A 19,718-nucleotide genomic window follows, 5' to 3' on the forward strand; every position below is an offset into this window, starting at 1 on the left:
ATGATGCTCGACGTCCACGGCAAGCCAGCCTACTGCTACACCGGCGGCAATGCCTTCGATCCGCGGCTGCCGGCGATCGTGCTGGTCCACGGCGCCCAGAACGACCATTCGGTCTGGGGCCTGCAGAGCCGCTACCTGGCCCACCACGGCTACGCGGTGCTGGTGCCCGACCTGCCCGGCCATGGCAGGAGCGGCGGCCCGGCCCTGCGCAGCGTCGAGGCCCTCGCCGACTGGCTGCTGGCCCTGCTGGACGCCGCGGGCGTCGGGCGCGCCCTCCTGGCCGGCCACAGCATGGGCTCCCTGGTCGCCCTCGAAGCCGGCGCGCGCGCGCCCAAGCGCGTCACCGGACTCGCCCTGCTCGGCACCACCTGGCCGATGAAGGTGTCCGACGCCCTGCTCGCCAGCGCCCTGAATGACGAAGCGGCGGCGATCGACATGGTCAACATCTTCTCGCACTCGACGCTCGCCGCCAAACCCTCGGCCCCCGGCCCCGGCTTTTCGGTGATGGGCGGCGCGCGCCGGCTGATGCAGCGCATGTCGGCCCGCAATCCCGACCAGCTCTTCCATACCGACTTCAGCACTTGCAACGACTATGCCGGCGGCGAGGCGGCCGCCCGGGCGCTCGACTGCCCCGTGCTCTTTGTGTTCGGCAACAAAGACGTGATGACCCCGCCACGCTCCGCGAAACTCCTGACCGGCGCGGTCAGGCATGGCAGAATCGTCACCGTGGAAGCCGGCCACTCCCTCATGACCGAGGCACCCGATGCGGTGCTCGACGCCCTGGCCGGTTTCGCCGCGTCCGCCACCCAGGAAGGAGGAACCGCCCCATGACCGCCCCCGCCCGCTACGCCAGCTTCGCGGAGTTCTATCCCTATTACCTGACCCAGCACGCCGACCGGCGCTGCCGGCGCGCCCACTTCATCGGCACCTCGTCCGCCATCGCGGCGATCGCCCAGTTCATCGACAGCATGAACGCGTGGTGGCTGCTGTTCGCCCTGGTCAGCGGCTATGGCGGGGCCTGGATCGGCCACTTCTTCTACGAGAAGAACAAGCCGGCCAGCTTCGGCTACCCCTGGTATTCGTTCCGGGCCGACTGGGTCATGTACTGGCAGATGCTTACGGGCAAGCTGAGCTGGTGAGCGCGGCGTTTTCCAGAATTCCTGCGGGGACGGCGCGGCCATGAAAGGCTTCTCGCTGCGCTCCCCGATCACGCTGGCGACGGCCTTCAGCGTGCTGGCCCTGGTCCTGGCCTTCGTCACGCTCAGCCGCGGCATCCGCGCCGAGGCCGAGTCCTGGCGCTGGGTGGCGCATACCCGCGAGGTCCTGCAGCAGATCCAGGCCGCCCATACCCTCACCAGCGAAGCCGAATCCGCCCAGCGCGGGTTCTTGCTTACGAACAACGAATCCTTCGCCACCGCCTTCAGCCAGGCGCGCGCCGACCTGACCAGGGAGGTGCGCCTGCTGGACGCGCTCACCAGCGACAACCCGCAGCAGCAGCGCCTGCTGCCCGAACTCGAAGCCCTGCTCGACCAGCGCATGCTGCTGCTCGAGCGGGTACTGGCGCGCGCCCGCGCCGGGGCGGCGCCGGACGCCGCCACGCTCGAGGAAGGCCGCCAGATCAAGCTGCGCATCCTCGCGCAGGCGCGCGCCATGCGCGACGAGGAAGAACGCCTGCTGGTCATGCGCGAGCGGGCCGCCGAGCGGGCGCGCCGCGAACTGGTGCTGGCCGTCGGGCTGGTCGCGGGCCTGGCGGTCTTCCTGGTGGTGATGCTGTGGCTGCTGTCCCACCGCTACACGGCGCGCCTGCGTTTCGGCCAGGCGCGCCTGGACGCCACCCTGCGCAGCATCGGCGACGGCGTGATCGCGGCCGACGCGCAGGGCCGGGTCCGGATGCTCAACCCGGTGGCCCAGGAACTGACCGGGCTGACCGAACGGGCCGCCGACGGCAAGGCCCTGGACCAGCTGCTGGACCTGCGCAGCGACGCCGGCGCCGCGCTCACGCCCGCGGCCGCCCAGGGCGCCATCGCGCCGCCCATCCTGCGCGCGGCCGACGGACGCGAATTCGCGGTCGAGCTGTCGATGCGCCCGATCGCGCCTCCCGACGGTCCGGCCGAGGGGACCGTCGTGGTGCTGCGCGACGTCAGCGAGCGCAGCGCGCGCCAGCGCGCCCTGGCCGAATCCGAGGCCAACTACCGCTACACGATCGAGCTCAATCCGCAGATCCCGTGGAAGGCCGGCCCCGGCGGCGCCCTCGTCGACGTGTCCGAGCGCCTGCTGGTCCTGACCGGCAAGCCGCGCGCGGCCCTGCTCGAGGAAGGCTGGGCGGCGGTCGCCGATCCGGCCGACCTGGCCGCCATGCAGACCGCCTGGAAACGCGCCCTCGCGAGCGGCAGGTCCTACGACCTCGAACACCGGATCCGCACGGCGCAGGGCGAGACGCGCTGGATGCGCTCGCGCGCCAGCCCGCGCCGCGCCGCCGACGGCGCCGTGATCGCCTGGTATGGCCTGACCGAAGACATCCACGCGCGCAAGAAGGCGGAGCTGGCGCTCCTCACCCGCGAGGGCGAACTGCGCGACCGGCTGGTGCAGCTCGACACCATCAGCCGCGCCGTGCCGGTCTGCCTGGGCTACATCGCCCCGGACGGCCGCCTGCTCGAGATGAACGAGGCGCTCGCGCAGTTCCTCGGCCCGGGCGCCGCCGCCGGCATCGGCAGGCCGCTCGCCGAGCAGCTTCCCGGCCCGCTCGCGGGGCCGTTCACGCTGGCGATGCAGCAGGTCCGGCGCGAACGCAGGCCGCTGGCCGAGCTGGCCTTCTCGACCGGGGAGGCGCCGGCGCCGCGGCGCGACTGGGTGGGCGGCTTCTACCCCGCCATCGAGCACGGCGAACTGCGCGGCGTGGTCCTGGCCCTGCTCGACGTCAGCCCGCTCAAGGCGGCCCAGCGCGAACTGGAAGAAGCCAACCTGCTGCTGGAACGCCGCATCGAGGAACGCACCGCGCGCCTGGCCGACGCCAACGCCGAACTGCGCGCCTTCGCCCATACCGTCGCGCACGACCTGCGCGCCCCGCTGCGCAATCTCGAGGGCTTCGCCAGCGCCCTGCTCGAGGACGAGTCGGAGCGGATGTCGGAAGACGGCCGCATGTTCGCGCGCCGGATCGTGGCCGCCGCCACCCGCATGGACCGCCTGATCACCGACCTGCTGGCCTACAGCCGCCTGGCGCGCGCCGAGGTCCACCTCGAGCGGGTCGAACTGGCGAGCGTGATGCAGGCCGTGCTGCGCGACCTGGAATCGGCGGTCGCCGCCGCCCACGCCCGGATCGAGGTCGACCCCGGGCTGCCGGCGGTGCGCGGCAATGCCGCGATCCTGGTCCAGGTGCTGGCCAACCTGGTGGGCAATGCGATCAAGTTCGTCGCCCCCGGGGTGGCGCCGGAGGTCGCGGTGGGCGCCCTGCGGGCGGAAAACACGGTCGAGCTCTGGATAGAGGATAATGGCATCGGCATCGCCCCCGAGCACCATGAGCAGGTGTTCGGCGTGTTCGAGCGCCTGCATGGCCAGGAACAGTATCCCGGCACGGGCATCGGACTGGCGATCGTCAGGAAAGGCGTGGAACGCATGGGCGGCAGCGTCGCGATCAAGGCCGGCGCCCGGGGCGGCGCCCGCTTCGAACTGCGCCTGCCGGCGGCGGATATTCAACACAAGGGAACACATGAATAATGGGGCGATCGACCTGCGGGCGGATGGCCTGCCCACCGTCCTGCTGGTCGAGGACAGCGTGGACGACGTGCTGCTGGTGCGGCGCGCACTGAACAAGGCCGGGCTCGCGGTGCGCCTGGAGGTGGCGGCCGACGGCGACGCCGCCCTCGCCTGCCTGGGCGCGGACACGTCCGGCCGGGAGCGGCTGGCGCCCGACCTGATCCTGCTCGACCTGAAGCTGCCGCGGCGCTCGGGCCTGGACGTGCTGCGCTGGATCCGCTCGCGCGCCGAGCTGGCCGCCACGCCGGTGGTGGTGCTGACCTCCTCGGCCGAACACGAGGACATCCAGGGCGCCTACGCGGCGGGCGCCAACTCCTACCTGCAGAAACCGGTGGCCTTCCAGGGCCTGGTCCAGCTGCTGGCGGCGCTAGACCTCTACTGGTTCAGGCATAATCTGAGCGCGCCGCCCTTCCCCGCGCCGCACAGCCATGACAGAAGCACGACGTGACCCTCACTATCCTACTGCTTGACGACAATCCGGACGACCGCGCCCTCGCCCGGCGCGAACTCGAACGCCATTTCCCCGGCTGCCTGGTGCGCGAAGTCGGCGACCGCGCCAGCTTCGACGCCGAGATGCAGGCCGGCCTGAAAGTCGACCTCATCATCACCGATTTCCAGATGCGCTGGATCACCGGCCTGGACATCCTCAAGCAGGTCAAGGCCTACGACGCCCAGCTGCCGGTCATCATGTTCACCGCCACCGGCACCCAGGAAGTCGCGGTCGAGGCCATGAAGCTGGGCCTGGACGACTACGTGATCAAGAGTCCGCGCCACTACGCCCGCCTGCCGGTGGCCGTGCGCACCTGCCTCGACCGCCACGAGATCCGGGCGCGCGCGATCCGTTCCGAAACCCGCCTGGCGGCCCTGCTGGAGAACATCCAGCTGGGCGTGTTCCGCATGTCGCTCGACGGCCAGCTGGAGGAAGCCAACCGCGCCTTCTGGAGCATGCTGGGCGGCGACCCCTCGGCGCCCCAGGGCTGGGGCCACCCCTTGCGCGAACACGTGCTGGCGCGCCTGCCGCAACTGCACGCCGCCCTCGACAGCGCCGAACTGCAGGCGGAGCTGCCCGACACCTCGGGCGAGACCCCGGGCGGCAGCCGCTTCTACGTGGTCAAGCTGGTGCGGGTGAAGGTCAACGGCCACGACGCCATCGACGGCATCGTCGAGGACGCGACCACCTTGCGCCGCGCCAGCGCCGAGATCCTGCGCCTGAACACCGAACTCGAACGCCGGATCGTCGAGCGCACCCGCCAGCTCGAGGAGGCCAACGAAGCCCTGGAGACCTTCGGCTTCTCGGTCTCGCACGACCTGCGCGAGCCGCTGCGCACCATCCAGGGCTATGCCAATGCGCTGCGCCAGGATCTGCACACCGGCCGCCCCGCCGACCTCGAGCGCTATGCCGAGCGCATCGACAGCATCGCCGCCCGGGTCGACCTGATGGTGTCCGACCTGCTGGAGTTCGCGCGCCTGTCGCGCGCCGATATTCCATCGGAGAACGTGGCCCTGGCCCAGGCGGTGAGCGACGCCCAGGCCGGCCTGCAGAACGACCCGGCCTACCGCGCGGCGGTGGTCCAGGTCGACGTCGACGCATGCCTGCAGGTGCGCGCCCACCGCCCGGTGCTGGTCCAGGCCATCTGCAACCTGCTGGGCAACGCCGTCAAGTTCGTGCGCCCGAACACCCACGCCGCGGTGAACATCGTCGCCCGCATCCACGGCGACCAGGTGCGGCTCGAGGTCCAGGACAACGGCATCGGCATGGCCGACGAAGCGCGCGAGCGCGTCTTCAACGTGTTCGAGCGCCTGCACGGGGAAGAAGAGTATCCCGGCACCGGCATTGGCCTCGCGATCGTCAAGAAGGGCGTGGAACGCATGGGCGGCCGGGTGGGCGTGGAATCGGCCCCGGGTGTCGGCTCGACCTTCTGGATCGAGTTGCCCAATGCTTGAGGACCCGAAGTCCGGTGCGCCGCTGCGCCTGATCCTGATCGACGACAATCCCGACGACAGGGCGCTGGTCGAACGCGAACTGCGCCTGCGCATCGCCGAACTGGAGGTGCGCCACGTCCCCGACGCCGCGGCCCTCGAAGCCGCGCTGGCGCAAGGGGCCTTCGACGTCGCGGTCACCGACTACCGGCTGCGCTGGACCCTCGGCACCGAGGTGCTGCGGGCGATCAAGGCGCACTACCCGGACGTGCCGGTGGTCATGTTCACCGGCAGCGGGAACGAGGAAGTGGCGGTCCAGGCCATGAAGGACGGCCTGGACGACTACATCACCAAGACGCCCAAGCATTACCCGCGCGTTCCCTACGCGGTGCTGGCCTGCTTCGAGCGCGCCAGCAACCGGGTCAGGCTGCGCGAGGCGCTGGAGCGCGAGTCGCTGGCCAAGGCCAGGCTCGAGGTCGCCCTGCGCTCGGCCGGCATGGGGACCTGGCAGTTCCTGCCCGCCGCCGCCCGCTTTTCGCTCTCGCCCGAAGTGGGGCCCATGCTGGGCCGCCAAGCCGCCGCGCTGGAACTGACGGCGCAGGAGCTGCAGGCCCAGGTCGATCCCCAGGACCTGGAGGCCCTGCGCCAGGCTTGGGACGCGGCGCTGGCCGCCGACGCCGCCGACCCCGCCTTCAGCGCCGAGTTCCGCGTCCACGGCGCCGACGGCCTCACCCGCTGGCTGGGCGTCAGCGGCGCCGCGGTGCAAGCCGAGGCGGGCCCGCCCCGGCTGCTGATCGGCACCGCGCGCGACGTCAGCGCGGCGGTCGCGGCGCGCGAGGAGCAGCGCCGCCAGCAGCGCGAACTCGAACTGGCCAATCGCCAGAAGACCGAATTCCTGTCGGTGCTGGCGCACGAGCTGCGTAATCCCATGGCGGCGATCGGCTACTCGGCCGGTATGCTGGCCCGCCACGCGCCGCCGGAAACGGTGATGCGCGCGCGCGAGGTGATCGGGCGCCAGAGCGCCCACATGAAAAAGCTGCTCGACGACCTGCTCGACCTGAGCCGGATTACCCACCAGCGCATCGAGCTGGCCATGGTCCCGCTCGACCTGCGGCGCGTGATCGAGCATTCCTTCGACAGCGTGCGCCCGGTCATGGAGACGCTCGGCCACGTGGCCAGCTTCGACCTCGGCCAGGCGCCGCTGACCGTGCTGGGCGACGAGGTCCGCCTCACCCAGGTGATGAGCAACCTGCTGCAGAACGCCGCCAAGTTCACCCCGCCCGGCGGACGCATCGACGTCAGCGCCACGGTCGAAGGCGCGATGGCGGTGGTGACGGTGGCCGACAACGGCGTCGGGATTCCCGCCGACCAACTCGAGCGGGTGTTCGAAATGTTCTCCCAGGCCGAATCCAAGGTCAGCGGCGGCACGCCGGGCCTGGGCATCGGCCTGGCGGTGGTGCGCAGGCTGGTGGAACTGCACGGCGGCGCGGCGCGCGCCGACAGCGGGGGTCCGGGGAGCGGCACCCGCATCCGCCTGACCCTGCCCCTCACCCAGGCGCTGCCGGCGCACGACGCGGAGTACGAGAAACCGGGCGGGCCGATGCGCGCGCGCCTGCTGGTGGCCGACGACAACGCGGACGCCGCCGAACTGCTCGCCGACCTGCTCAGGCTGGAAGGCTACGAGGTCAAGGTCGCCTACGACGGCAAGCAGGCGATCGAGATCGCCACCGCCTGGCGGCCCGAGCTGATGGTGCTCGACGTCGGCATGCCCCACCGCAGCGGCCACGACGTGGCGCGCTGGGTGCGCGCCCAAGCCTGGGGCCGCGAGGTGAGGCTGGCGGCCCTGACGGGCTGGGGTCAGCGCGAGGACAAGGCGGCCAGCGCCGACGCCGGCTTCGACCTGCACCTGGTCAAGCCGGTGGCGCCCGAGGAGATCGTCGCCGCGCTGCGGCGCCTTGCCGACGCCTGAGCGGCCTCAGGCGCCGGTGGCCGAAGCCGCCTGGGCTTGCCTGCCCGGATCGCCGAAATGGCTGGCCAGGCTCTGCTCCAGCCCCTGCTCGACCGCGCCCTCGACCTGGCGCGCCAGCGCCGCCGTGTCGAGCGCCAGCGGCGTGGCCGGCAGCGGCTCTTCCGCCTTGCCGGGCTCGGCGTCCGGTGCCTCGAACACGAACAGGCGGTAGACGTCGGCCAGGCGCAGCTTGTCCGGGTCGATCAACAAGACCCAGTTGTCGGCCGTCTCCCTGACCCCGCGCCCCCAGCGCGAACGCGCCGACAGATCGTCCTTGACCCGTCCGACCCAGCCCGCCGCCACCATCTTCTCCAGCAGCATCTCCATTTCCTCGTAGCCGATCCGGGTATGGGTGCGGATCGCGGAACTCGGCACCAGGGCGGTGCCGGTCAGGTGGGTGCTGCCGTACAGCACCTTGAGCACGGCCATCGCGTCCACGAAGGCGCTGCCCGGCACCGGCTGGTGGCGCCAGCGCTCGTACTTCACCACCGGCAGCGCCGCGGTCAGCACCGCGCCGACCAGGGTGATCAGCCAGGACAGGTAGATCCAGATCAGGAACAGCGGCAGCGCCGCCAGCGCGCCGTAGATGATGGCGTAGGTCGGGAACTGGCGGATGAAGAGCGCGAACAGGCGCTTGGCGATTTCGAAGGCGATGGCCGCCGCCAGGCCGCCCCAGACGGCGTCGCGCCAGTCGACCGCGCGGTTGGGCACGGTCATGTACAGCAGGGTGTAGGCGCCGGTGGTGAGGCCGATCGACACCACGGTATAGAACAGCGCCCCGACGAAGGGCAGCTGGCGGGTCAGCCCGCCGGTGGCGGTGAACAGCTGCGAGGTCGCGGTCAGCGACAGGCCGAACAGGATCGGCCCCAGCGACACCAGGGCCCAGTAGACCAGGATGCGCTGCGACAGCTTGCGCGGCCGGCGCACGCCCCAGATCCGGTTGAAGGCGCGCTCGATCATGCCCATCATCATCGTGGTGGTGAACAGCAGGGCCACCGCGCCCACCGCCGACAGGCCCTTGGCCTTGCTGGCGAACTGGGTCAGGTTGGACGAGATCGTGTTGGCGATCGCCTTCGGCATCAGGGTCTGCACAAACCAGGTGTCGAGGGCCGTGCGCAACTGACCGAAGACCGGAAACGTGGTAAAAATGGCCAGTACGATCGTCAGCAGGGGCACCAGGGCCAGGGTGGTGGTGAAGGTGAGGCTGCCCGCGACCTGGGGCAGTTTCTCCTCGGTCAGGCGGCGCCGCGCGAAACGCACGAGGTCGCGCGTTTCGGCCCAGGTGAGCCCGCGCATGCGGTCGACGCTGACGTTGAACATCCCGCTGGTGGAACGCGAGAGCTGATTGACGGTTCTGGAAAGCATGAGGTTTGCGTCCAATCATGGACATGTCATTACAGCAAAGCATTCTATAATACCAACGATGAACCCTAGCATCCTGACCATCCTCGTGTTGTACTACTCGCGCCATGGCGCCACCCGCAAGCTGGCCGAATACATCGGCCAGGGCATCGACAGCGTTCCCGGCTGCGAGGCGCGGCTGCGCACGGTGCCGGCCGTGTCGACCGTGGCGGAGGCGAGCGCGCCCGCGATTCCCCTTGAGGGCGCGCCCTACGTCGAGCTCGAGGACCTGGCGGACTGCGCCGGCCTGGCCCTGGGTTCGCCCACCCGTTTCGGCAACATGGCCTCCGCCATGAAATACTTCCTCGACGGGACCGCCGCCGACTGGGTCAACGGCACGCTGGCCGGCAAGCCGGCGGTCGTGTTCACCTCCACCGGCAGCCTGCACGGCGGCCAGGAAGCGACCCTGCTGTCGATGATGATCCCGTTGTTGCACCACGGTATGCTGGTGATGGGCCTGCCCTACACCCATCCGGAACTGATGAACACCGCCAGCGGCGGCAGCCCCTACGGCGCGACCCACTGGGCCGGCGTCGATGGCAAGCGCGCCCTCACCGAAGACGAGCGCGTGCTGGCGGTCGCGCTCGGGCGCCGCCTCGCCGAGGCGGCCGTGAAACTGCATGGAATGCGCTGAATGGATACCGCAAAAATCTTCCATACCGGGGCCATCGCGAGCCTGATCTGGCTGATCGGCTGGCTGGTCGCCTGGGAGGCCGTCGTCGCCCCGCTGCATCCCGGCAGCTGGCTGCTGGCGCTCAAGGCCCTGCCCCTGCTGCTGCCGCTGCGCGGGGTGATCAAGCGCGACCTCTACACCCTGCAGTGGTCGTCGATGATGATCCTGGTGTATTTCGCCGAGGGCGTGGTGCGGGCCTGGGCCGACCTGACCGAGACCTCGCGCATCATGGCCATGGGCGAAGTGGCCCTGGTGCTGGTGTACTTCGCCTGCTGCCTGCTCTACCTGCGCCCCTACAAGAAGGAAGCCCAGCGCCTGGCCAAGGAATTGCTCGACAAGGTCAAAGTCCCGCATGACTGATGCCTTGCTGGCGCAGTGCCGCGCCATCGCCGGGGACGCCCATGTCCTCGCCGACGCGCAGGACATGGCGCCTTTCCTGACCGACTGGCGCGGCCGCCACACCGGCAAGGCGCGCGCCGTGGTGATGCCGGGCACGGCCGACGAAGTGGCCGCCATCGTGCGCGCCTGCGCCGCCAGCCGCACCCCGATCGTGCCCCAGGGCGGGCGCACCGGGCTGGTGTTGGGCAGCGTGCCGGACGCCAGCGGCGCCGCCGTGGTGCTTTCGCTGCGCCGCCTGAACCGCATCCGCGCCATCGATCCCGCCAACCGCAGCATCACCGTGGAGGCCGGCTGCCTGCTGCACGAGGTCCAGCAGGCGGCGGCCGGGGCCGGCATGCTGTTCCCGCTGTCGCTGGCGGCCGAAGGCAGTTGCACCATCGGCGGCAACCTCGCCACCAATGCCGGCGGCACCGCGGTGCTGCGCTACGGGAATGCGCGCGAACTCTGCCTGGGGCTGGAAGTCGTCACCGCCCAGGGCGAGCGCTGGGATGGCTTGCGCGCCCTGCGCAAGGACAACACCGGCTACGACCTGCGCGACCTCTTCATCGGCGCCGAGGGCACGCTCGGCGTGATCACGGCGGCCGTGCTCAAGCTCTATCCGCAACCGAAGGCGGTGCTGAGCAGCCTGGTGGCCCTGGAGTCGCCGCGCCAGGCGCTGGCCCTGCTGAACCTGCTGCAGGAAGCCTGGGGCGCCGCCCTCACCGGCTTCGAGCTGATGTCGGACTTCTGCCTGCAACTGGTGGCCACCCACTTCCCGGCCATGCCGCGTCCCTTCGCCGCCCGCTTCCCTCAATACGCGCTGGTCGAGCTGTCGAGCAGCGAATCCGAGGAGCATGCGCGCGCCCTGATGGAAGAAGGCATCGGCCTGGCCTTGACGCGCGGGGTCGCGCGCGATGCGGCCCTGGCCAGCTCGCTCGCCCAGGGCCTTGCGCTGTGGCAGTTGCGCGAACATATACCGCTGGCCCAGGCGGCGGACGGCAAGAACATCAAGCACGACATCTCGCTGCCGGTGTCCAGCATCCCCGACTTCATCGAGCGCACCGACGCCCTGCTGCTGGCGGCCTTCCCCGGCTGCCGGCTGGTCACCTTCGGCCACCTGGGCGACGGCAACCTGCACTACAACGTCGCGCCGCCGGACGGCCAGGACCACGAGGCCTTCCTCGCCAACCAGGACGCGGTCAACCGCATCGTCTACGACAGCGTGGCGGCCTTCGACGGATCGATCTCGGCCGAACACGGGATCGGGGCGCTCAAGCGCGAGGAACTGGCGCGCGCCAGGTCGCCGGTCGAACTCGGCATGATGCGTGCCATCAAAGCCGCGCTGGACCCGCTCGGCATTATGAACCCTGGCAAAATTCTTTGACCGGGAGAGCATCATGCTGCGCACCTTCAGTTTCTTCACCGCCTGGGCCCTGAGCGGGGCCGTCCTGGCCCAGGCCATGGCGGATCAGGCGCAAGCCATCTACAAATGCCGCGACGGCGAGCGCGTCACCTATGGCGACCAGCCCTGCCGCCAGGACGGCGGCCGGCTGGCTGTGCAGGCCGCGCCAGCGCCCGATCCGGAGGCCGCCGCCCGCCTCGAACGGGCGCGCGCGTTCCTGGCCGAGGCCGAGCAGGCGCGCGCCGCCGAGGCGCTGCGCGAGGAAAGGACGCTGGCGCGCGCGCGGCGCGACGCCGCCACCCAGCGCCGCCGCTGCGACAAGCTGCGCCTGCAGCAGAAATGGGCCGAGGAAGACCTGGCCCGCGCCGGCGGCGAGCGCGCCGCCCAGGCGCGCCTGAAGGCCCGGCGCCAGCAAGAGGCGCTGGCGGTGGAATGCCCGGCCTGAGCCGCCTCTCGCGCTGGCTGCTGCTCGGCGAGTGGCGCGCGCATCCGGTGCGCGCCCTGGTCGCGGTGGCGGCGATCGCGGTCGGGGTGGCGATGGGCTTCGCCATCCACCTCATCAATGCCGCCGCCTTCAACGAATTCTCGGCGGCGGTCAAGACCCTGTCCGGCCAGGCCGACATTCAGGTGGCCGGGCGCGAACCCCTGTTCGACGAAGCCGTCTACCCGCGCCTGGCCAGCGATCCCGCGGTGGCGGTGGCCTCGCCCCTGCTCGAGGTGGCGGCCGGCATCGCCGGCCAGGACGGCGCCCTGCGCATCGTCGGCGTGGACGCCTTCCGCGCCGGCTTCATCGCCCCCGACCTGGCCGGGGTCGTCGAGGACGGGCGCCTGACCGACGTGCTGGCCGACGACGCCATCTTCCTCTCGCCCGCGGCCCAGGCCTGGCTGGGCGTGAAGCCCGGAGACCGCCTGCGCCTGCGCGCCGGCACCGAGGACGTCGAGCTGCGCGTGGCCGGCCCGACCGCCGGCAGCCGCCCCGGCCAGCGCATCGCGGTGATGGACATCGGCGCCCTGCAATGGCGCTTCAAGCGCCTCGGCCAGCTCTCGCGGATCGACCTGAAGCTGCGCGACGGGGTCGACCGCGGCGCCTACCAGGCGCGCCTGGCTCAGGAGCTGGAGCGCACCGCGCCGGGCCGCTACACGGTGGGGCAGCCGAACGACGCCAACCAGGAAAGCCGCACCGACAACATGAGCCGCGCCTACCGGGTCAACCTCACGGTGCTGGCCCTGGTGGCCCTGTTCACAGGCGCCTTCCTGGTGTTCTCGACCCAGGCGCTGTCGGTGATGCGCCGGCGCAGCCAGTTCGCGCTGCTGCGCGTGCTGGGTCTGGCGCGCGGCCAGCTGCTGCGCCAGGTCCTGCTCGAAGGCGGCAGCCTGGGCGTGCTCGGCGCGCTGCTGGGCGTGGCGGCCGGCTATGGCCTGGCGGCCGCCGCCCTCTACTATTTCGGCGGCGACCTCGGGGCCGGCTACTTCCCCGGCATCCGCCCCCAGGTCATCTTCACGCCCTGGGCGGCCCTGGGCTTCTTCGCGCTCGGACTGGGCGTGGCCCTGCTGGGCTGCGCCCTGCCGGCGCTGGAGGCGGCGCGGGCGCGCCCGGCGGTGGCGATCAAGTCGGGCGGCGACGAAGGCGCGCTGGCGCGCCTGGCGCGGGTCTGGCCTTCGCTCCTGTGCCTGCTACTGGCCGCCGCCTTCGCCTTCGCGCCGCCGGTGTTCGAGCTGCCCCTGTTCGGCTACTTCTCGATCGCCCTGCTCCTGATCGGCGGCATCGGCCTGATGCCGCGCTTCGCCGCCGCCACCTTCCGCACCCTCGAGGCATTGGCGCAGCGCACGCGGCGCGCGCCGCCGGTGCTCGGCCTGTCGCTGGCGCGCCTGGCCAATGCGCCCGGCCAGGCCTCGATCGCCCTCGGCGGCGTGCTGGCCAGCTTCAGCCTGATGGTCGCGATGGGCATCATGGTGGCGAGCTTCCGCATCTCGGTCGACGAATGGATGGGCCATATCCTGCCGGCCGACCTCTACGTGCGCACGGCGGACGGCGGCAACACCGGCTTCCTCAGCCCCGGGCAGCAGGCCAGCCTGGCGGCCAGCCCGGGCGTGGCCCAGGCCCAGTTCCTGCGCACCCGCCGGGTCTCGCTCGACCCCGGCCGGCCGGAGGTGGTGGTGATCGCGCGCGACATCGATGCGCGCGATCCCGGCAACCTGCTCTACCTGGTCGGCGAGAGCGTCCAGGCCCCGCCCGGCGCGCGCCCGGCCTGGGTCTCGGAAGCCATGGTCGACCTCTACGGCGCCCGCGTGGGCGCCACCATCCGCCTGCCCCTGGGCGGCAGGCAGGCCGAATTCTTCGTGGCCGGCGTGTGGCGCGACTACGCCAACCAGTCCGGATCGATCGTCATGCGCCTGTCCGACTACCGTGCCCTCACCGGCGAGGGCGAGGTGACCGACGCCGCCCTGTGGGCCGCGCGCGGCGTGCCGCTCGAGCGCGTCGAGGAAGGCCTGCGCGCCCTGCCCTTCGGCGCTTCGCTGCGCTTCATGCGCCCGGGCGACATCCGCGCCATGAGCCTGCGCATCTTCGACCGCAGCTTCGCCGTCACCTATCTGCTGGAGGCGATCGCGATCGCCATCGGCCTGTCCGGCGTGGCGGCCAGCTTCTCGGCCCAGACCCTGGCGCGCGCGAGAGAGTTCGGCATGCTGCGCCACGTCGGCGTCACCCGCCGCCAGGTGCTGGGCATCCTCGCCTTCGAGGGCGGGCTCCTGAGCCTGCTGGGCGTGGCCTGCGGCTTCGCCCTGGGCCTCTTGATCAGCCTGATCCTGGTCCACGTCGTCAATCCGCAATCCTTCCACTGGACCATGCAGCTGCACCTGCCGTGGACGCTGCTGGCCAGCGTGGCCGCCGTGCTGGTGGCGGCCTCGGTCGCCACCGCCCTGGTGTCGGGGCGCCAGGCGCTGTCCGCCGGTCCGGTGCGCGCCGTCAGGGAGGACTGGTAATGCGCTTCATCCTGTGTCTGCTGATGCTGTTCCTCGCGCTGCCGGCGACGGCCGCGCCGCCGCAGTTCGCGCCCGTCACGCCCGGCGGCGCGCTGTCCTTCCCGCGCGACTACGGGGCCCATCCGGAATTCCGCACCGAGTGGTGGTACGCCACCGGCTGGGTCGAGACCCCGGACGGCAAGCCGCTCGGCTTCCAGGTCACCTTCTTCCGCAGCCGCACCGAACACGACCAGGACAACCCGAGCGCCTTCGCGCCGCGCCAGCTGGTGATCGGCCACGCCGCCCTGTCCGACCCGGCCGTGGGGCGCCTGGTGCACGACCAGCGCAGCGCGCGCGAGGGCTTCGGCCTGGCCTGGGCGCGCACCGGCAACACCGACCTCAAGCTCGACGACTGGCGCATGGTGCGCGGGGCCGACGGCGTCTACCGCGTCACCATCCGCTCCAGCGAACTGACGCTCGAACTGCGCCTGCGCCCCACCCAGCCGGTGCTGGTGCAGGGCGAAGGCGGCTATTCGCGCAAGGGCCCGAGCCCGCGCCACGCCAGCTACTACTACAGCGAACCGCAACTGGCGGTGAGCGGCAGCGTGGGGCGCGCCGGCATGGCCCCGGTCGAGGTCAAGGGCAGCGCCTGGCTCGACCACGAATGGTCGAGCGAAGCCCTGCAGCCGGAGGCGGCGGGCTGGGACTGGATCGGCGTCAACCTCGACGATGGCGGGGCCCTGATGGCTTTCCAGATCCGCGCCAGGCGAGGTGGTAAACTATGGGCGCACGCAAGCCTGCGCGACGCGTCGGGAAAGGTGACGCGCTTCGCGCCCGAGCAGGTCGGTTTCACCCCCCAAGCGCGCTGGAAGTCGCCGCGCACCCAGGCCGAGTACCCGGTTGCCGCCGAGGTGGCGACCGGCCCGCTGCGCTGGCAGATCGCTCCCCTGCAGCCTGACCAGGAACTGGACTCGCGCCGCTCGACCGGCGCGGTCTACTGGGAAGGCGCGGTCACGGTCAGCCGCGACGGCAAGCGGGTGGGACGCGGCTACCTGGAGATGACCGGTTACGTGCAGCCGATGAAGCTGTAGCAGCATAGACGACAACAACAAGCGACACGATGAGCAAGCCTTCCCCCAGCAGCACCGATTCCGACGCATCCCGCAAAGGCAGCCTGGCGACCCTCAAGGGCCTGCTGCCCTTCCTCCGACCCTACCGCCGCCAGTTCGTCCTGGCCGGCATCGCCCTGCTGTTCGCGGCCGCCTCCACCCTGGCCATCCCCGCGGCCTTCAAGAAGATGATCGACCTCGGCTTCGGCGCCTCGTCCGCCGGCCAGAGCATCGAGCACGTGGACGCCACCTTCCTCGCCCTGTTCGGCCTGGCCGCGATGCTGGCCCTGGCCACCGCGGCGCGCTTCTTCACCGTGTCCTGGCTGGGCGAACGGGTCACCGCCGACATCCGCAGCGCGGTCTACCGCCACGTGGTCCAGCAGAGCCCCGAGTTCTTCGAGACCACCCGCACCGGCGAAGTGCTGTCGCGCCTGACCACCGACACCACCCTGATCCAGACCGTGGTCGGCACCAGCATCTCGCTCGCGCTGCGCAACACCCTGCTGTTCGCGGGCGGCCTGGTGATGCTCTTCATTACCAGCCCCAAGCTCACCAGCATCATCCTGGGCCTGCTGGTGCTGGTGGTGCTGCCGATCGTGCTGTTCGGGCGCCGCGTGCGCAAGCTCTCGCGCGACTCCCAGGACCGGATCGCCGACGCCTCGGCCCTGGCCGGCGAGATCCTCAACGCCATGCCCACGGTGCAGGCCTTCACCCACGAGCAGCGCGAAGCCGCGCGCTTCGGCGGCACCGTGGAGGAAGCCTTCCGCACCGCGATCCGGCGCGTGCGCGCGCGCGCCTTCCTCACCATGCTGGCGATCCTGCTGGTGTTCGGCGCCATCGTGTTCGTGCTCTGGCTGGGCGCGCACGCGGTGCTGCAGGGCAGCATGACGGGCGGCGACCTCGGCCAGTTCATCCTGTACGCGGCCATCGTGGCCGGTTCGATCGGCGCGCTGGCCGAGGTGATGGGCGACGCCCAGCGCGCCGCCGGCGCCACCGAGCGCCTGCTGGAACTGCTGGGCGCGCGCTCCGACATCCAGGACCCGCTCCATCCCAAGGCCCTGCCGCCGCGCACCGCCAACGGCGCGCGCCTGAGCCTGCAGGACCTGAGCTTCTCCTACCCCTCGCGCCCCGAAAGCGCGGCGCTGTCGCACCTGAGCCTGGACATCCGCGCCGGCGAGACCGTGGCCGTGGTCGGCCCCTCGGGCGCCGGCAAGACCACCCTGTTCCAGCTGCTGCTGCGCTTCTACGACCCGCAGGCCGGCAGCATCCGGCTGGACGGCGTGGACATCCGCGACCTCGCCCTGCACACCCTGCGCGGCGCGATCGGCATCGTGCCCCAGGACACCGTGATCTTCTCGGCCAACGCCCTCGAGAACATCCGCTACGGCCGTCCGGACGCCAGCGACGAGGAAGTGTTCGCGGCGGCGCGCATGGCCGCGGCCCATGAGTTCATCGAGCGCCTGCCCGAGGGCTATGCGTCCTTCCTGGGCGAGCGCGGGGTGCGCCTGTCGGGCGGCCAGCGGCAGCGCATCGCGATCGCGCGCGCCCTGCTCAAGAACCCGCCGCTGCTGCTGCTGGACGAAGCCACCAGCGCCCTGGACGCGGAATCCGAGCGCCTGGTGCAGCGCGCCCTGGAAGCGGCCATGCTCGGCCGCACCACCATCATCATCGCCCACCGCCTGGCGACGGTGCAGCGCGCCGACCGCATCGTGGTGCTCGACGAAGGCCGCATCGTCGAAGCCGGCAGCCACGCCGAGCTGGTCGCCCTGGGCGGCGTCTACGCCAAGCTAGCGGCCCTGCAGTTCCAGCCGCACACTCCGGCCGCCGCCTGAGCGCATTTTATTCCGGCGGCATAGGCCCCTTCGCGGCGCGCTTCGGCGCGCCGTTTTCCTTTACAAATCAGACAATTATCTTTCAGACAGGCTGTTGTTTGGTGACACAAATTTGCTGCCCGACGGCGCATTTACATTGCCCGCTTTCGTTTCCAGACGGTAATATGCGATTTCCTTCTATCTTTATTCGGTCTTATGGCAAACAGCAAATATCACCCTGCCAACTGGAGCGTTGGTGCGCGCATTAGCGCAATCACCTTCGGCCTGGCGAGTGTCATCATCGCCGTCCTGGTCGCAGCCATCTCCGTGTCGACCTCCAGCATGCTGGAACAGCGCGCCGCGCAAAGCGTCGCCAACGAATTGAAAGGCGTGACCAGCACGGTCGAGCTGTTCAACAAGACCGTGAGCGGCCAGGCGGTCAGCCTCGGCCACATCTTCCGCGCCTCGCTGCCGGGAACCTTCGAGCTCGACACCGAATCCACCACCACCATCGGCGAGGTCGCCCTGCCGCGCCTGAAACTGGACGGCAATCCGCTGAACCTCGACTTCAGCGCGCCCGACGGCTTCACCGAGCAGACCGGCGGCAACGCCACCATCTTCGTGGCCCAAGGCGACGACTTCTACCGCATCAGCACCTCGGTCAAGAAGGAAAACGGCCAGCGCGCCGTCGGCACCATGCTCGACCGCGCCAGCCCGGCCTACGCCGCCCTGCGCGCCGGCCAGAAATACATCGGCATGGTGACCCTGTTCGGCAAGCCGACCATCGTCCAGTACGAACCGGCGCGCGACGCGGCCGGCAAGATCGTCGGCGCCCTCTACGTGGGCGTCGACATCTCGAAGGACATGGCTGTCCTGAAGGACCGCATCCGCTCGATCAAGATCGGCGACACCGGCTACTTCTACGTGCTGAACTCGGCGCCCGGCAAGGCCTACGGCGACCTGATCGTCCACCCGGCCAAGGAAGGCCAGAACATCCTGGAGAGCAAGGACGCCGACGGCCGCGCCTTCATCAAGGAAATCCTCGAGACCAAGAACGGCCAGATCGTCTACGACTGGCAAAACCCGGGCGAGAGCTCGGCGCGCCAGAAGTTCGTCGCCTACGCCCACGTCAAGGACTGGAACTGGGTGATCGCCGGCGGCACCTACCGCGACGAGATCACGGCCGCCGCCACCGAGCTGCGCAACCGCTTCATCGTGCTCGGCCTGGTCTGCCTGGCGGTCCTGTGCGGCGTGCTGCACTACGTGGTGCGGCGCAGCGTCTCGCGTCCGCTGGCCGAGGCGCGTGAAGTCGCCGCCCGCATCGCCGAGGGCGACCTGACCGCCCGCACCGCCAGCCGCCGCCGCGACGAGATCGGCCTGCTGACCGAGGCCATCAACGCCGTCGGCGCCCGCCTCTCGGGCGTGGTCGGCAAGGTGCGCGAAGGCGCGGAGCAGATCGCCAACGCCTCGCAAGAGATCTCGGCCGGCAACCAGGACCTGTGCAACCGCACCGAAGCCCAGGCCATCAGCCTGGCCAGCACCGCGTCCTCGATGGACCAGCTGACCTCCACCGTGCGCCAGAACGCCGAGCATGCCCAGCAGGCCAACGAGCTGGCGCGCAGCGCCTCCGGCGTGGCCCAGAAGGGCGGCGACACCGTGGCCCAGGTGATCCAGCGCATGGACTCGATCAACCAGGCCTCGCGCAAGATCTCGGACATCACCGGCGTCATCGACGGCATCGCCTTCCAGACCAACATCCTGGCGCTGAACGCCGCCGTGGAAGCGGCGCGCGCCGGCGAACAGGGCCGCGGCTTCGCGGTGGTCGCCAACGAAGTGCGCTCGCTGGCCCAGCGCTGCGCCGCCGCGGCCAAGGAGATCAAGGGCCTGATCGAAGCCTCGAACGGGGAAGTCGACGCCGGCAGCCGCCTGGTCGCCGAAGCCGGCGTCACCATGAAGGAAGTGCTGGCCAGCGTCGGCCGCGTGACCGACATCATGGCCGACATCAGCGCCGCCAGCCGCGAGCAGACCAGCGGCATCGAGAGCGTCAACCGCTCGGTGGTCGAGATGGACGCCGCGACCCAGCAGAACGCCGCCCTGGTCGAGGAAGCCAGCGCCGCCGCGCACGCGATGCAGGAACAGGCCGACGCGCTGGCGCGTTCGGTGCGCCAGTTCCGCCTGGCCGAGGAAAGCGCCGCCGTCCTGGCCCAGCCGCGCCGCCCGGCCCTCAAGTAAGCAGGTGGACGGGGAAACCCGTCCACCCGGCGCCGCCGCGCGAGCGTGGCATGGCGCCTTCGGTTACAGT

Annotated in this window: 15 protein-coding genes; 14 read left to right on the plus strand and 1 reads right to left on the minus strand. The window is 70.8% G+C overall.

Annotated elements, in window-relative coordinates; all coding sequences use genetic code 11:
* Genes B0920_RS07055 through B0920_RS07080 form a run of 6 tightly spaced genes read left to right on the plus strand, consistent with a single transcriptional unit; the run spans window position 1 to window position 7,642 of the window.
* Window positions 1-831: an alpha/beta fold hydrolase gene (locus B0920_RS07055; protein ID WP_078031828.1), complete on the plus strand. Its 831-nt coding sequence runs from the start codon at window positions 1-3 to the stop codon at window positions 829-831.
* On the plus strand, window positions 828-1,139 hold the full coding sequence (locus B0920_RS07060) for a DUF962 domain-containing protein (RefSeq protein WP_078031829.1): 312 nt from the start codon (window positions 828-830) through the stop codon (window positions 1,137-1,139). Before B0920_RS07055 ends, B0920_RS07060 begins: the two co-directional genes overlap by 4 nt.
* A 40-nt stretch (window positions 1,140-1,179) precedes the next feature.
* Window positions 1,180-3,714 carry a PAS domain-containing protein gene (locus B0920_RS07065; protein WP_078031830.1) on the plus strand — a complete coding sequence of 845 codons (2,535 nt, stop codon included), beginning with the start codon at window positions 1,180-1,182 and terminating at the stop codon, window positions 3,712-3,714.
* On the plus strand, window positions 3,707-4,201 hold the full coding sequence (locus B0920_RS07070) for a response regulator (protein ID WP_078031831.1): 495 nt from the start codon (window positions 3,707-3,709) through the stop codon (window positions 4,199-4,201). The genes B0920_RS07065 and B0920_RS07070 overlap by 8 nt, the downstream gene beginning before the upstream one ends.
* Window positions 4,198-5,697 carry an ATP-binding protein gene (locus B0920_RS07075; protein WP_078031832.1) on the plus strand — a complete coding sequence of 500 codons (1,500 nt, stop codon included), beginning with the start codon at window positions 4,198-4,200 and terminating at the stop codon, window positions 5,695-5,697. The genes B0920_RS07070 and B0920_RS07075 overlap by 4 nt, the downstream gene beginning before the upstream one ends.
* Window positions 5,690-7,642 (plus strand): response regulator, encoded by a 1,953-nt coding sequence (locus B0920_RS07080; RefSeq protein ID WP_078031833.1) that lies wholly within the window; start codon window positions 5,690-5,692, stop codon window positions 7,640-7,642. Before B0920_RS07075 ends, B0920_RS07080 begins: the two co-directional genes overlap by 8 nt.
* Before the next feature lie 6 nt (window positions 7,643-7,648).
* Here B0920_RS07080 and B0920_RS07085 read toward each other — a convergent pair whose 3' ends face one another.
* Window positions 7,649-9,001 carry a YihY family inner membrane protein gene (locus B0920_RS07085; RefSeq protein ID WP_078031834.1) on the minus strand — a complete coding sequence of 451 codons (1,353 nt, stop codon included), beginning with the start codon at window positions 8,999-9,001 and terminating at the stop codon, window positions 7,649-7,651.
* Window positions 9,002-9,104: 103 nt separating this feature from the next.
* Here B0920_RS07085 and wrbA point away from each other — a divergent pair, with 103 nt between their 5' ends.
* The 8 genes from wrbA (at window position 9,105) to B0920_RS07125 (ending at window position 19,648) form a co-directional block, all read left to right on the plus strand.
* Window positions 9,105-9,716, plus strand: a complete 612-nt coding sequence (gene wrbA / locus B0920_RS07090) for an NAD(P)H:quinone oxidoreductase (protein WP_078031835.1) — start codon at window positions 9,105-9,107, stop codon at window positions 9,714-9,716.
* Complete coding sequence (locus B0920_RS07095) at window positions 9,717-10,115, plus strand: DUF2069 domain-containing protein (RefSeq protein ID WP_078031836.1); 399 nt, start codon at window positions 9,717-9,719, stop codon at window positions 10,113-10,115.
* Window positions 10,108-11,517 (plus strand): FAD-binding oxidoreductase, encoded by a 1,410-nt coding sequence (locus B0920_RS07100; RefSeq protein WP_078031837.1) that lies wholly within the window; start codon window positions 10,108-10,110, stop codon window positions 11,515-11,517. The genes B0920_RS07095 and B0920_RS07100 overlap by 8 nt, the downstream gene beginning before the upstream one ends.
* A gap of 13 nt (window positions 11,518-11,530) precedes the next feature.
* Complete coding sequence (locus tag B0920_RS07105) at window positions 11,531-11,980, plus strand: DUF4124 domain-containing protein (protein ID WP_078031838.1); 450 nt, start codon at window positions 11,531-11,533, stop codon at window positions 11,978-11,980.
* On the plus strand, window positions 11,968-14,517 hold the full coding sequence (locus B0920_RS07110) for an FtsX-like permease family protein (RefSeq protein WP_078031839.1): 2,550 nt from the start codon (window positions 11,968-11,970) through the stop codon (window positions 14,515-14,517). Before B0920_RS07105 ends, B0920_RS07110 begins: the two co-directional genes overlap by 13 nt.
* Complete coding sequence (locus B0920_RS07115) at window positions 14,517-15,587, plus strand: lipocalin-like domain-containing protein (protein WP_078031840.1); 1,071 nt, start codon at window positions 14,517-14,519, stop codon at window positions 15,585-15,587. Before B0920_RS07110 ends, B0920_RS07115 begins: the two co-directional genes overlap by 1 nt.
* 29 nt (window positions 15,588-15,616) lie before the next feature.
* A complete protein-coding gene (locus tag B0920_RS07120) occupies window positions 15,617-17,437 on the plus strand; it encodes an ABC transporter transmembrane domain-containing protein (protein WP_078031841.1) in 1,821 nt (606 codons plus the stop codon).
* A gap of 195 nt (window positions 17,438-17,632) precedes the next feature.
* Complete coding sequence (locus B0920_RS07125) at window positions 17,633-19,648, plus strand: Cache 3/Cache 2 fusion domain-containing protein (protein ID WP_078031842.1); 2,016 nt, start codon at window positions 17,633-17,635, stop codon at window positions 19,646-19,648.
* The last annotated feature ends 70 nt before the right edge of the window (window positions 19,649-19,718 follow it).

This window comes from Massilia sp. KIM (assembly GCF_002007115.1).
Classification (GTDB): domain Bacteria; phylum Pseudomonadota; class Gammaproteobacteria; order Burkholderiales; family Burkholderiaceae_D; genus Telluria.